This window comes from Pantoea sp. C1E2 (genome assembly GCF_056491465.1).
Genome location: NZ_JBSZHT010000002.1, coordinates 654783 through 667602 on the forward strand (window position 1 = coordinate 654783; position 12820 = coordinate 667602).

Genomic DNA, 12820 nt, shown 5'->3' on the forward strand with positions numbered 1-12820 from the left:
ACAACCCGCACTGATGCGCGCCTGACAACATATAGCGCCGCTACACCGATAACCGTGGCGGCGCATCCGGCCAGTGCTCACGGCAGCAATCGATCCACGCCTGCGCACTGCGCGACAAATAGCTGCCTTCTCGCCAAATCAACCCCAGGCTCCACTGCAGTTCCGATTCCAGCGGCAGCCACAATAGCGATTGCTTATCCAGCCGCTGGCAAATCGGCTCGGGTAAAATCGCCAGCCCCATTTCAGCCTGCACCATTGCTGCCAGAAAATCCCACTGCGCGCTGCGCACTGCAATGTCCGGCGTGAGTCCCTGACGCTGAAACGCCTTCATCAGCTGGCGATTGAGTGAGAACTCCTCATTCAGGATCAGCAGTGGATGAGCCGCCAGTTCCTTCAGACCCAGGCTACTGCGATTGAGCCACTGCGCGTGACGTGGCAGCAGCACGCACAAAGGATGGCGCATCAGTTCCAGCGTATTGAGCGGCAGATCGGCATCGACCGGCAGCGCAGTGAGGGCGATATCCAGTCCGCCACTCAGCACCGCCTGCTGCACGGTTAAGCCGCCGGACTCGACAATCTTTAATTGCACGCCGGGATAGCGACGGCGAAACGCGGAGATCGAACCAGCGATCTGCATCCCCACCATCGGCGGGATGCCCAGCCGCAGTTCACCGGTTTTCAATTCATTGATATCACCGATCTGCGCTTCCAGCTGATGAAACTCCTGCAGAATCGCCAACCCTCGCTGATACACCGCCTGGCCGCTGTCGGTCAGATGCAGTTTTCGTCCCTCGCGCAGCAGCAGCGTACAGCCGAGTTCATCCTCCAACTGGCGCAGCATCTTGCTGATGGTCGGTTGCGTGACATACAACTTCTCGGCAGCGCGGGTAAAGCTTTGCTGGCGCACCACTTCGGTGAAATAGCGCAGGGCGCGGACATCCATAAAGCATTCCTTTTTGGCATAGTTTGAATGATTTTAATTCATTTCTTTCACGGTTTGCTCGGGATTTATACTGAAGCCCACATCCAATACCGGGGAGAGAAGAAAATGGCGTTGGCCTTAAGTCCGCGCAGAACGGACATCCTGCAACGTGTGTTCGTGCCGTTACAGCTGGTGCTGTATATCGGCCTGTTTATGGCCAGCGACAAACTGGTGAGTTGGCTGCATCTGCCGCTGCCCGCCAATGTGGTGGGGATGGTCGTGCTGTTGCTACTGATCATGACGCGCGTGGTGCCACTGCGTTGGGTGAAAGCCGGTGCCAACTGGCTGCTGGCAGAAATGCTACTTTTCTTTATCCCTGCCGTCGTGGCGGTGGTCAATTACAGTGATTTGCTGCGCAGCGAGGGCTGGCGCATCTGCGTGGTGATTGCGGTGAGTACCTTATTGGTGCTGGCAGCGACTTCGCTGGTGGTCGATCGCCTTTACCGTTTTGAACTGGCGCGTGCCGCCCGTAAGCAGGCGCATCATGGCTGATTTGGTCATTAGCCTGCTGTGTCTGGCACTGACGCTGCTGGTCTATTACGTCAACAAACGTCTCTATCGCCGCAAACAGACATTGCTGCTGATGCCGCTGGTGATGACGCCGGTGGTGCTGGTGGCGCTGCTACTGCTGACACACGTCAGCTGGAAAGATTACATCGCCGAGAGCCACTGGCTGATCTGGCTGCTGGGCCCGGCAACGCTGGCGTTTGCGGTGCCGGTGTATGAGAACCTGGAGATTATTAAGCGTCACTGGCTATCGCTGAGTGTCGGCGTGTTAACCGCCACGCTGGTGGCGGTGTGCAGTTCCGTATGGCTGGCGCGACTGCTGATGTTGCCGGAAACCATTCAACGCAGCCTCGCGGTACGTTCAATTACCACACCGTTTGCCCTCGCAGCCGCATTACCGATTGGCGGCCAGCCGGATTTGGTGGCGCTGTTTGTGGTGATCACCGGGGTGTTTGGCATGGCAGTTGGCGACGTGCTGTTTCTGCGTATTGCGATCAAACAGGGCGTGGCGAAAGGCGCAGGTTTTGGCGCTGCATCGCACGGTGCAGGCACGGCTCGCGCTTATCAATTGGGACAGCAAGAGGGTGTGGTATCGAGCCTGGTGATGATGCTGTCGGGCGTGGTGACGGTGATTCTGGCTCCGCTGTTGAGCCACCTGCTGTGGGCGGCTTAATCGGCCGCTTTGCGCACTGTCATCGATTTTTACGTAAAGCTTTCCAAATAAAGTTGTCTCCTGCTCTCAGGCTGTTACCCTTTGCGCCGACTTATTTGTCCTTCATGGAGTGGAATCATATGTTTAAGCAACTTGTTACTGGAAGCGTATTGGGTCTGGCACTGCTGAGCAGCGGCGCACAGGCGATTGAGGGCAGTGTTGACGTGGGTGAGCATAGCACCAACCTGAACCTTGGCCTCGGCACAACTTCTCCTGGCCTGTTCCTGAAAGGCAACTGGCTGCGCAGCGATCACGACGGCAGCACCTACGGTTTAGGTGCGGGTTATAACATCGATCTGGGCGATTTCCGTCTGGCGCCAACCGCCAAAGCACTGTTCACCCATCCTGAAGATGGTCGTGATGGCTTCACCGTTGCCGTCGGTGCCGGTGCACAGTACAACTTCAACAGCATGTGGGGCCTGTACGGCGAATACTACTATGCGCCTGAAGCGTTCTCCGATCGTCTGGACAGCTACAAAGAAGCGTCAGGTGGCTTGAGCTTCACCCCGATCTCACTGCTGAACCTGCGTGTGGGTTATCAGTACATCGAGCTGAATAACAAAGGCGACCGCAAAGACAACGTACTGGTCGATGGCCCGTATGTGGGCGCATCACTGCGTTTCTAATGATTGAAGCCGGCGCACTTCAAGGTGCACCGGTTTAATCTGCGCACATTCTAAATGCCGCCATTCATGGCGGCATTTTTTATTCCTAATGCGCTTTACCCTGCGAAATCCCTACGCCAGTTTGAGAGCGAATAAACTGACCACGGAATTTAGCCCGTTCCTCAGCACCCTGTCTGGAGTGATCGGTAATCGAGAAGAGCCAGGTACCGATAAACGCCGCCGCCATTGAGAACAGTGCCGGATACTCATACGGATAGACCGGTTTGGCGTGCCCCAGAACCTGCACCCAAATAGTCGGCCCGAGAATCATCAGTACCACCGCCGTAATCAGCCCCAGCCAACCGCCAATCATTGCGCCGCGCGTGGTCAGTTTTGACCAGTACATTGAGAGCAAAATAATCGGGAAGTTACAGCTGGCCGCAATCGAGAACGCCAGCCCGACCATAAAGGCGATATTCTGTTTCTCAAACGCGATGCCCAATACAATCGCCACCACGCCGAGGATCAGCACGGTAATCTTCGACACGCGCAGCTCATCACGCTCAGTTGCCTGACCTTTGCGGATCACGCTGGCATAAAGGTCATGCGATACCGCAGACGCACCGGCCAGCGTCAGCCCGGCAACTACCGCCAGAATGGTGGCGAAAGCGACCGCCGAAATAAAGCCGAGGAACAGACTGCCGCCGACCGCATTCGCCAGATGCACCGCCGCCATGTTGGTGCCGCCAATCAGTACGCCCGAAGCATCCTTGAAGGCCGGATTCGCGCCGACCAGCAGAATAGCGCCAAAGCCGATGATAAAGGTCAGGAAGTAGAAGTAGCCCATGAAACCGGTGGCCCAGAACACGCTCTTACGGGCTTCACGTGCATCCGCCACGGTAAAGAAGCGCATCAGGATATGCGGTAAGCCCGCGGTACCGAACATCAGTCCTAATCCGAGCGACAGCGCCGATATCGGATCTTTCACCAGCCCGCCCGGTTGCATAATCGCCGCGCCTTTCGGGTGGACCGCCATCGCTTCGGTAAACAGGGTGTTGAAGCTGAAGCCGGTGGTTTTCATCACCATAATCGCCATGAAGCTGGCACCGAACAGCAGCAGCACGGCTTTGATGATCTGAACCCAGGTGGTGGCCAGCATGCCGCCGAACAGCACATACATCACCATCAAAATCCCCACCAGCACTACGGCGACATGGTAGTCGAGACCAAACAGCAGCTGAATCAGTTTGCCCGCACCCACCATCTGCGCAATCAGATACAGCGCCACCACCACCAGTGAGCCACAGGCTGACAGGGTACGAATCGGTTTCTGCTGCAGGCGATAAGACGCCACATCGGCGAAGGTGTAACGCCCGAGATTACGTAAGCGTTCGGCAATCAAGAACAGAATCATCGGCCAGCCCACCAGGAAGCCGAGCGAGTAGATCAGCCCGTCGTAGCCCGAGGTATAAACCAGCGCCGAAATACCGAGGAACGATGCCGCAGACATAAAGTCACCGGCCATCGCCAGACCGTTCTGAAAGCCGGTAATATTGCCGCCCGCCGTGTAGTAATCACTACGTGAACGGGTGCGTTTGGAGGCCCAATAGGTGATGCCGAGCGTGGCCGCCACAAACACCACGAACATGATGATGGCTTCATAATTGGTGGCCTGTTTTTGCACCGCGCCGGTAATGGCGTCGGCGGCAAACACGCTGGCGGGCACCACCGCTAACAAGGCTGAGAACAGGCGCTTCATGATTTCACCTCGCTCAGAATCTGTTTGGTCAGGCGATCGAACTCGCCGTTAGCACGCCAGACATAGATGCCGGTGAGCAGGAAAGACACCACAATTAAGCCAACGCCGATGGGTATCCCGCGGGTGACGTTAGTGCCTTCATGCAGCGGTGTACCGAGCCAGCCAGGGGCGAAGGCGATCAGCAAAATAAAGCCGACGTACAACACCAGCATGATGATACTGAGCAACAGCGCAAAGGCCTGGCGCTTGTGCACCAGTTCCTGAAAACGCGGGTTACTCTCGATTTGTTGCCAGACTGCTTCCTGTTGATTTAGGGCTTCGTTCATCACAGTTTCTCCAGAGGAAAGGCAGGCAGATATCTCACGATTAAATGATATAAATGACTGAATATTCTAATTATATATACCCTTCATACTTCAAGTTGCAGGTGCGTTGGCAGCGTATGCTCATTCCAGTCACTTACTTCAGTAAGCTCCTGGAATTCTCATTCTTGCCGCCTTCCTGCAACTCGAATTATTTTGGGTATAGGTTATGCGATGGTGAAAAGCGTACGGCGTAAGGTAGGGATGACGGAGAGTAGCCTGCCGAGGACAGGCTGACACTCTCCGTCGCGTCGATGCCGGTTACGGCATGGTGATGGACTGCTTCTCCTCCAGCAATTTCTCAACCACGCCCGGATCGGCCAGGGTTGAGGTATCGCCGAGATTACTGGTATCGCCCGCCGCGATTTTGCGCAGAATACGACGCATAATCTTGCCGGAGCGGGTTTTCGGCAGCGAGTCGGTCCAGTGCAGCACATCCGGCGTGGCAATCGGGCCGATCTCTTTACGCACCCAGTTACGCACTTCGGTATACAACTCTGGCGACGGCTCTTCGCCGTGATTCAACGTAATATAAGCATAGATCGCCTGACCTTTAATGCTGTGAGGAATACCCACAACCGCCGCTTCCGCAATCTTCGGATGTGACACCAGCGCCGATTCGATCTCTGCGGTGCCGAGACGGTGACCAGAGACGTTCAGCACGTCATCGACGCGGCCAGTGATCCAGTAGTAACCATCTTCATCACGGCGTGCGCCGTCACCGCTGAAATAGCGGTTTTTGAAGGTGGAGAAGTAGGTTTGCTCGAAGCGGTCGTGATCGCCGAACAGCGTACGCGCCTGTCCCGGCCATGAATCGTTGATCACCAGGTTGCCTTCGGTCGCCCCTTCTAACGCGTTACCTTCGTTATCCACCAGCGCGGGCTGCACGCCAAAGAACGGCTTAGTAGCCGAGCCAGCTTTCAGCTCAATCGCGCCTGGCAGCGGGGTAATCATGAAGCCACCGGTTTCAGTCTGCCACCAGGTATCAACAATCGGGCAGCGGCTATCGCCAATCTTCTTGTAATACCACTCCCAGGCTTCCGGGTTGATCGGCTCACCAACGGAGCCCATGATGCGCAGGCTGCTGCGATGCGTACCTTCAATCGCTTTATCACCTTCGGCCATCAGGGCACGAATCGCGGTCGGCGCGGTATAAAGCAGGGTCACCTTGTGTTTATCGACCACTTCAGCCATGCGACTCGGCTTCGGCCAGTTCGGCACGCCTTCAAACATCAGAGTGGTTGCGCCACAGGCCAGCGGGCCGTAAATCAGATAGCTGTGACCGGTGATCCAGCCCACATCGGCGGTGCACCAGTAGACATCATCTGGATGATAATCAAACACATATTTGAAGGTGCTGGCGGCATACACCAGATAACCACCGGTGGTGTGCAGCACGCCTTTCGGTTTGCCGGTGGAACCGGAGGTATAAAGGATAAACAGCGGATGTTCGGCTTCTAACGCCACCGGTTCGTGCTGATCGCTGGCTTTCGCCACCAGCTCGTGCCACCACAAATCGCGGCCTTCGCGCCAGCCGGTATCTTTACCGGTGCGCTTGAACACCACCACGTTTTTCACGCTGGTGACGCTTTGGGTTATTCAGTGCATCATCGACGTTTTTCTTCAGCGGGATGCTGCGACCGGCGCGCACCCCTTCATCGGCGGTGATCACCAGTTTGGCGTTGGAATCCACCACGCGACCGGCCACCGCTTCCGGCGAGAAGCCGCCGAAAATAACAGAGTGCACTGCGCCGATACGCGCACAGGCCAACATCGCCACGGCCGCTTCTGGCACCATCGGCATATAGATGGCGACCACATCGCCTTTCTTCACGCCGAGGCTCAACAGCACATTGGCAAAGCGACACACGTCGCCGTGCAGTTCACGGAACGTAATGGTTTTGCTTTCGCTGGCGTCATCGCCTTCCCAGATAATCGCCGGGTGATCGCCACGCGTCTGCAAATGGCGGTCAAGGCAGTTGGCGGCGAGATTCAGCGCACCGTCTTCATACCAGCGAATCGAAATATTGCCCGGGGCAAAGGAGGTGTTTTTCACCTTGCTGTAAGGCTTGATCCAGTCGAGAATTTTACCTTGTTCACCCCAAAAGGCGTCGGGATCGTCAACCGATTGTTGATACAGCGCCGCATACTGATCGGCATTAATCAGGGCATTCGCTGCGACGGCAGCGGGTACAGGATGCTTATGTATTTGGCTCATGGCTGACCTCCTTGAAGATGTTAATCATATGTCAATCAAAGGTTAATTGAAGAGCACGACCGGGCTTTGTTTCTATTTTGCAGTCTGGATCACGACCTTTTGTATGCCTGAAAAGCGCCCGAATTCATACTGTTCTTCACCGAAAGAAATGAGACCCAATCTGTTGCTTTAGCCGAAATCAGACCTTGCTGCTGGTTAAATAATCAGCAAACGCGCCGGGGTGTTTTTTGCCCAAATTTGAATAGCTATGCGGAAAATTATCGAATTAACACTTTTCATAACAGCGAGTTATGACTAAAAGTAAATGTCAGCATTTTATGCTACTCAGCTGCGCAGGATTTGCGCTAACCCCCCAGGGCTTGCAATTACCGTAGTGAAAATGGTACTTATCTCGGCCCTGTTCAGCAGGTATCCACTCAGGCTGCATCATCGCGCAAGCGCAAAATGCTTACGCAGCAGTATCTGATGCAGCCCACTATAACCCTCTATTTTATCGGGCTTTTGCTCACTTCCCTGTGCGTCATGTCTTCTGCACCTTCGCAGAGGAGCAAAGGGGTTTTTACTGAGGAAAGTAACGCGTTATGAAAGGTTTTAAACTCACCCTTGCCTGGCAAATTTTGATTGCCTTGATTCTCGGCGTTATCGTCGGAACCGTACTGCATAATCAGCCAGACGATCGTGAATGGTTAATCACTAACCTTCTCACGCCTGCAGGCGACATCTTTATTCATCTGATCAAGATGATTGTGGTGCCGATTGTGATTTCATCTCTGATTGTCGGCATTGCTGGCGTCGGCGATGCGAAAAAGCTCGGACGTATTGGTGTCAAAACCATCGTCTATTTTGAAGTGATCACCACCATTGCCATTGTGGTCGGCATTACGCTGGCCAACGTATTCCAGCCAGGTAGCGGCATTGATATGTCTACGCTGGTAACGGTGGACATCTCTAAATACGAAGCCACAACCCAGGCGGTGCAAGGTGCTCCTCACGGCCTGGTCACCACCATTCTGTCGCTCATCCCGCAGAACATCTTCGCCTCGCTGGTGAAGGGCGACATGCTGCCGATTATCTTCTTCTCGGTACTGTTTGGTATGGGCTTGTCCGCACTGCCTTCAGAGCATCGCGATCCGCTGGTGACCGTGTTCCGTTCGATTTCCGAAACCATGTTTAAAGTGACGCACATGATCATGCGTTATGCGCCGGTTGGCGTGTTTGCGCTGATCGCCGTCACCATTGCTAACTTTGGTTTTGCCTCGCTCTATCCGCTGGCGAAGCTGGTATTGCTGGTTTACGTGGCGATTCTGTTCTTTGCTTTCGTGGTGCTGGGAACGGTCGCACGTATGTGTAAACTGCGTATTACTACGCTGATGCGCATTCTGAAAGATGAGCTGATTCTGGCGTATTCCACTTCCAGTTCAGAAACCGTGCTGCCACGTATCATGCAGAAGATGGAAGCCTACGGTGCGCCGAAAGCCATCACCAGCTTCGTGGTGCCGACCGGCTATTCGTTCAACCTCGATGGTTCAACGCTGTACCAGAGCATCGCGGCGATCTTTATCGCGCAGCTATATGGCATCGATCTGTCGCTGACCGATGAAATCATTCTGGTGTTGACGTTAATGGTGACCTCAAAAGGTATCGCTGGCGTGCCGGGCGTTTCCTTTGTGGTGCTGCTGGCAACACTGGGCAGCGTGGGTATTCCCCTGGAAGGCCTGGCGTTTATCGCCGGTGTGGACCGAATCATGGACATGGCGCGTACCGCACTGAACGTGATCGGTAATGCGCTGGCGGTGCTGGTAATTGCACGCTGGGAAAACCAGTTCGACACCAAACAGGCCGAAGCCTACGAGCTGCAACTGCGCACGCAAAACGCCAGTTAAGGCCATTGGCCGTAACGAAATCACGACTTCAGTTGCGTAATGCACCTTGATTCGTCGCTAACGAAACCCGCCATCCGGCGGGTTTTTTTATATCAATTCAAGACGTGTCCTGGATGTTTGGCCGCCGGAATTGTGATTAATTTCATACCCACCATAACCACTAATGACTTTGTTTTGTGGTTATGGTGGGTATATTATTAGCGCTAAGATAACCGGAGGTTTGATTGAGCAGCAGGGAGCTGATCAGGATGTTGCTGGAGCGCGGTTGGGTTTTAGACCGAGTAAAAGGCAGCCACCATGTGTTTGTGAGAGCAGATAAGCCGTATCACATCTCACTTCCTCATCCTGAAAAAGACCTGACAATTGGAACATTACGTAAGTTAATCAAGTTAATGGACTAAATGTATACGGGGGCAATGCCCCCGATTTGGAAAAAATTAGCAATGTCAGTTGCAGCAGACATTGCAATGAATTCCTACCTGAATATTTCTTTTTAGTGAGGACTGAACATGAGATTCCCCGTTTATCTGCATAAGACAGAGGACAATAGCTGGTCAGGTTTTGTGCCAGATGTGGAGGGATGTTTTTTTGCAGGCAAAAGCGTAGATGATGCGCTGCGCGATGCATTTAACGCGATTGATGTACACGTAGAATCTTTAGCGGATGCCGGCAAAGCCATCCCTAAAGCGGCAGATATTGAGACTCACATTCAAGATGAGGCGTGCCAGGGAGGCTACTGGGCTTTCGTGGAGATCGATCTGAGTCGCTTCGAAGGCAAAGCGGTAAAGCTCAATATTACCTTGCCGCAAAACCTACTCAGCAAAATTGATAGCTATGTCGAGTCTCATCGTGAGTATGGTTCACGCAGCGGTTTTCTGGCGGAGTTAGCGCGCAGAGAATTAGCGAACGCGTAACGGCCATCACTCAACTTCTACCCGCCATCCGGCGGGTTTTTTTATGCCTGCCTCGGCAAAAATTACAAAAACTTGATGGCCGAACAGGAATTAACAATTCAAAATGGTATATAGTTTTTTGAATAAATTATTCTTATCAGGAGTGCGTAATGCAGATCGACCTCAGCCAGATGATCACCGAAGGCCGTAACCCGGCGAGCCAAAACATTGATGAGCTTTCAACAGAAGCGATGCTGCGCGTCATTAATGATGAAGACAAAAAAGTGGCATTGGCGGTGGAGGCGATTGTGCCGCAGATTGCGCAGGTGGTGGATGCCATCACTGCAGCCTTCAGTAGAGGCGGGCGCCTTATTTACTGTGGTGCGGGCACGTCGGGCCGCCTCGGTATTCTCGATGCCAGCGAGTGCCCACCGACCTTCGGTACACCTCGCTCGCAGGTCGTGGGATTGATTGCGGGCGGCCACACCGCGATTTTGCAGGCGGTGGAGAATGCGGAAGACAACGTCGAGCAGGGCGCACAAGATTTAAAGGACATCGATTTCAATGCCAATGACGTGCTGGTGGGGATTGCCGCCAGCGGTCGTACGCCGTATGTGCTGGGCGCGCTGGCGTATGCGAAACAGCAGGGCGCGTTCAGCGCGGCATTAACCTGCAATCCCAACAGCCCGATGTCACAGGCTGCGGATGTGGCGCTCACCCCGGTTGTGGGGCCAGAAGTGGTTACCGGTTCTTCACGCATGAAAGCCGGCACGGCACAAAAGCTGGTGCTGAACATGCTGACCACCGGCGCGATGATCCGCAGTGGCAAGGTGTACGGCAACCTGATGGTTGATGTCGAAGCCACTAACCAAAAACTGGTGCAGCGCCAAATCAACATCGTCAAGCAGGCCACTGACTGCGACGATGCCACCGCGCAGCAGGCGCTGAACGCCTGTCACGGTCACTGCAAAACCGCGATTGTGATGGTGCTGGCAGGATTGGATGCCAGCGAGGCCAAAGCGCTGCTAAAGCAAAACAGCGGCTTTATCCGTAACGCGTTACGTGATGCAGGAGCGCAATAATGGCCGCCATCACCGAAGGATTACTGCGCGACATCCTGCAAGCGGTGGGAGGCGCACATAATATTGTGCAGTGTGGCAACTGCATGACGCGTCTGCGCCTGACGCTGGCGGATGCCACAGTAGTCGATCATGCGCGTCTCAAAACGCTGCCCGGTGTATTGGGCGTGATCGACAGCGATGCGCAGCTGCAAATTGTTCTTGGCCCAGGCAAAGCGCAAACCGCCGCAGAGAAAATGCAGGAGTTACTGGACAGCGATGAAACGAAAAAGCCGCAGGATCTCAGCACCCTTGCCGCCGCCCAAAAGCAGCAGATGAAAGCGAAGCAAACCAGCGCGCTACATCGCTTTCTTTCCTGCTTCGCCACCATATTTACACCGCTTATCCCCGGTTTTATTGGTGCCGGTTTACTGCTGGGATTTGCCACGCTGATTGAGCAGATATTCCACCTTAACCAGCCTGGTGAACACGCGCAGTGGCTGCTGGACGCCGTGGCCTACATGAAGGTATTCGGCAAGGGACTGTTTACCTTCCTGAGCATTCTGATTGGCTACAACGCGCAAAAAGCCTTTGGCGGCACCGGCGTCAATGGTGCGATCATCGCGTCGCTGTTTGTGCTGGGCTATATGCCGAAAGCCACAGTGGGCTATTACAGCGGCATGTCAGATTTTTTTGGCATGGCGATTGACCCGCGCGGCAATATTATCGGCGTATTACTGGCGGCAATATTTGGTGCCTGGATTGAAAAACAGCTGCGTAAAATCATTCCCGATAATCTCGATATGATCCTGACGTCGCTGCTCACCTTATTGATTACCGGCGCAGTGACATTCATGGTGATTATGCCGATTGGCGGTGAGTTATTTAAAGGTATGTCGTGGTTGTTTATTCATCTGAATAACAATCCGTTTGGCTGCGCAATCCTGGCCGGGCTGTTTTTAATTGCGGTGATGTTCGGTATTCATCAGGGCTTTATTCCGGTCTATTTTGCGCTGATGGAAACCCAGGGATTTAATTCGTTATTCCCGATTCTGGCGATGGCGGGTGCGGGCCAGGTCGGCGCTTCTCTCGCGCTGTGGTGCAAAGCTGAGAAGCACTCGTTACTGCGTTCTCAAATCAAAGGCGCAATTGTGCCGGGCCTGTTGGGCGTGGGCGAACCGTTAATTTATGGCGTTACGCTGCCGCGCCTGAAGCCATTTATTACCGCCTGCTGTGGCGGTGCGCTGGGGGGATTCTTCATTGGTTTGGTGGCCTGGCTCGGGCTGCCCGTGGGGATGAATACCGTGTTCGGGCCGTCTGGACTTGTCACGCTGCCGCTGATGACCTCTTCGCAGGGGATTTTTGCCGGTATGGCGGTGTATCTCGCCGGATTAATCGTGGCGTGGGTCGGTGGATTTGCCTTTACCTGGTGGGCCGGAACCAAAGGCGTCGATCTCAGCTAACGCCATTGCTATCCACCGCAGCGGCGCTCTACGTGTAGTGAGCCCGTTCCCGTAGACATTAGCTGTCCTCGCGACGAGGCCTCTTCGAAGGCCTCTGAAATGAAGCCTGAGATGTCGCGCTGCTGCGGAGGATAGACCGGAAAAACCTTGATGATTGAATGATTTTAAATGTGATATATGTCACGCTTTTGTAATTAGCCGTATCGCTTAGCCTGGCGCTGATATTGCCGAACATGCCGTGCCATTCGTAAGTAAACTGCTAAGAAAAAATAAAGAAACTATTAATAAGATAGCAGGCTAATTATTGGAAACTTCTGGCCTCAATTGTTGTCAATAATTTCTCCCATCTCACAAATATTTCGCCAATATGACAATGGG

General features: G+C 54.1%; 11 protein-coding genes and 1 pseudogene. 8 read left to right on the top strand and 4 right to left on the bottom strand.

All coding sequences use genetic code 11. The features are described from left to right. Window positions 1–40: 40 nt before the first annotated feature. The gene (locus ACXI0A_RS03240; RefSeq protein WP_476150400.1) at window positions 41–943 is read right to left on the bottom strand and encodes a LysR substrate-binding domain-containing protein; all 903 of its coding nucleotides are present in this window, start codon (window positions 941–943) and stop codon (window positions 41–43) included. Window positions 944–1048: 105 nt separating this feature from the next. Between ACXI0A_RS03240 and ACXI0A_RS03245 the strand changes: the two genes are divergently transcribed. The 3 genes from ACXI0A_RS03245 (at window position 1049) to ACXI0A_RS03255 (ending at window position 2827) form a co-directional block, all read left to right on the top strand. After that, on the top strand, window positions 1049–1474 hold the full coding sequence (locus ACXI0A_RS03245; RefSeq protein ID WP_224932178.1) for a CidA/LrgA family protein: 426 nt from the start codon (window positions 1049–1051) through the stop codon (window positions 1472–1474). Further along, window positions 1467–2162 (top strand): LrgB family protein, encoded by a 696-nt coding sequence (locus tag ACXI0A_RS03250; RefSeq protein WP_476150398.1) that lies wholly within the window; start codon window positions 1467–1469, stop codon window positions 2160–2162. Before ACXI0A_RS03245 ends, ACXI0A_RS03250 begins: the two co-directional genes overlap by 8 nt. 119 nt (window positions 2163–2281) lie before the next feature. Next, window positions 2282–2827 (top strand): YfaZ family outer membrane protein, encoded by a 546-nt coding sequence (locus ACXI0A_RS03255; protein ID WP_084936080.1) that lies wholly within the window; start codon window positions 2282–2284, stop codon window positions 2825–2827. An 85-nt stretch (window positions 2828–2912) separates the two neighbouring features. Here ACXI0A_RS03255 and ACXI0A_RS03260 read toward each other — a convergent pair whose 3' ends face one another. The 3 genes and pseudogenes from ACXI0A_RS03260 to acs all read right to left on the bottom strand — a co-directional run bounded on the left by ACXI0A_RS03260 (window position 2913) and on the right by acs (window position 7145). Further along, complete coding sequence (locus ACXI0A_RS03260) at window positions 2913–4565, bottom strand: cation/acetate symporter ActP (RefSeq protein ID WP_476150396.1); 1653 nt, start codon at window positions 4563–4565, stop codon at window positions 2913–2915. After that, window positions 4562–4891, bottom strand: a complete 330-nt coding sequence (locus ACXI0A_RS03265; RefSeq protein WP_224932180.1) for a DUF485 domain-containing protein — start codon at window positions 4889–4891, stop codon at window positions 4562–4564. Before ACXI0A_RS03265 ends, ACXI0A_RS03260 begins: the two co-directional genes overlap by 4 nt. Before the next feature lie 297 nt (window positions 4892–5188). Then, a pseudogene (gene acs, locus ACXI0A_RS03270) lies at window positions 5189–7145 on the bottom strand (acetate--CoA ligase). Window positions 7146–7726: 581 nt separating this feature from the next. Here acs and gltP point away from each other — a divergent pair. From gltP to murP, 5 genes are all read left to right on the top strand, one after another. Beyond that, on the top strand, window positions 7727–9028 hold the full coding sequence (gltP, locus tag ACXI0A_RS03275; RefSeq protein ID WP_476150395.1) for a glutamate/aspartate:proton symporter GltP: 1302 nt from the start codon (window positions 7727–7729) through the stop codon (window positions 9026–9028). A gap of 224 nt (window positions 9029–9252) precedes the next feature. Continuing rightward, the gene (locus ACXI0A_RS03280; RefSeq protein ID WP_476150394.1) at window positions 9253–9429 is read left to right on the top strand and encodes a type II toxin-antitoxin system HicA family toxin; all 177 of its coding nucleotides are present in this window, start codon (window positions 9253–9255) and stop codon (window positions 9427–9429) included. Window positions 9430–9537: 108 nt separating this feature from the next. Continuing rightward, entirely contained in the window at window positions 9538–9942 is a 405-nt protein-coding gene (locus tag ACXI0A_RS03285; protein ID WP_224932184.1) for a type II toxin-antitoxin system HicB family antitoxin, read from the top strand. 149 nt (window positions 9943–10091) lie between these two features. Continuing rightward, window positions 10092–11003: an N-acetylmuramic acid 6-phosphate etherase gene (gene murQ / locus ACXI0A_RS03290; protein WP_476150393.1), complete on the top strand. Its 912-nt coding sequence runs from the start codon at window positions 10092–10094 to the stop codon at window positions 11001–11003. Further along, window positions 11003–12442 carry a PTS N-acetylmuramic acid transporter subunit IIBC gene (murP, locus tag ACXI0A_RS03295; protein WP_476150391.1) on the top strand — a complete coding sequence of 480 codons (1440 nt, stop codon included), beginning with the start codon at window positions 11003–11005 and terminating at the stop codon, window positions 12440–12442. The genes murQ and murP overlap by 1 nt, the downstream gene beginning before the upstream one ends. Window positions 12443–12820 lie beyond the last annotated feature (378 nt).

Coding starts and splice junctions, on each gene's coding strand:
- ACXI0A_RS03240 (WP_476150400.1), bottom strand. CDS start 943: ATGGATGTCCGCGCCCTGCGCTATTTCACCGAAGTGGTGCGCCAGCAA.
- ACXI0A_RS03245 (WP_224932178.1), top strand. CDS start 1,049: ATGGCGTTGGCCTTAAGTCCGCGCAGAACGGACATCCTGCAACGTGTG.
- ACXI0A_RS03250 (WP_476150398.1), top strand. CDS start 1,467: ATGGCTGATTTGGTCATTAGCCTGCTGTGTCTGGCACTGACGCTGCTG.
- ACXI0A_RS03255 (WP_084936080.1), top strand. CDS start 2,282: ATGTTTAAGCAACTTGTTACTGGAAGCGTATTGGGTCTGGCACTGCTG.
- ACXI0A_RS03260 (WP_476150396.1), bottom strand. CDS start 4,565: ATGAAGCGCCTGTTCTCAGCCTTGTTAGCGGTGGTGCCCGCCAGCGTG.
- ACXI0A_RS03265 (WP_224932180.1), bottom strand. CDS start 4,891: ATGAACGAAGCCCTAAATCAACAGGAAGCAGTCTGGCAACAAATCGAG.
- gltP (WP_476150395.1), top strand. CDS start 7,727: ATGAAAGGTTTTAAACTCACCCTTGCCTGGCAAATTTTGATTGCCTTG.
- ACXI0A_RS03285 (WP_224932184.1), top strand. CDS start 9,538: ATGAGATTCCCCGTTTATCTGCATAAGACAGAGGACAATAGCTGGTCA.
- murQ (WP_476150393.1), top strand. CDS start 10,092: ATGCAGATCGACCTCAGCCAGATGATCACCGAAGGCCGTAACCCGGCG.
- murP (WP_476150391.1), top strand. CDS start 11,003: ATGGCCGCCATCACCGAAGGATTACTGCGCGACATCCTGCAAGCGGTG.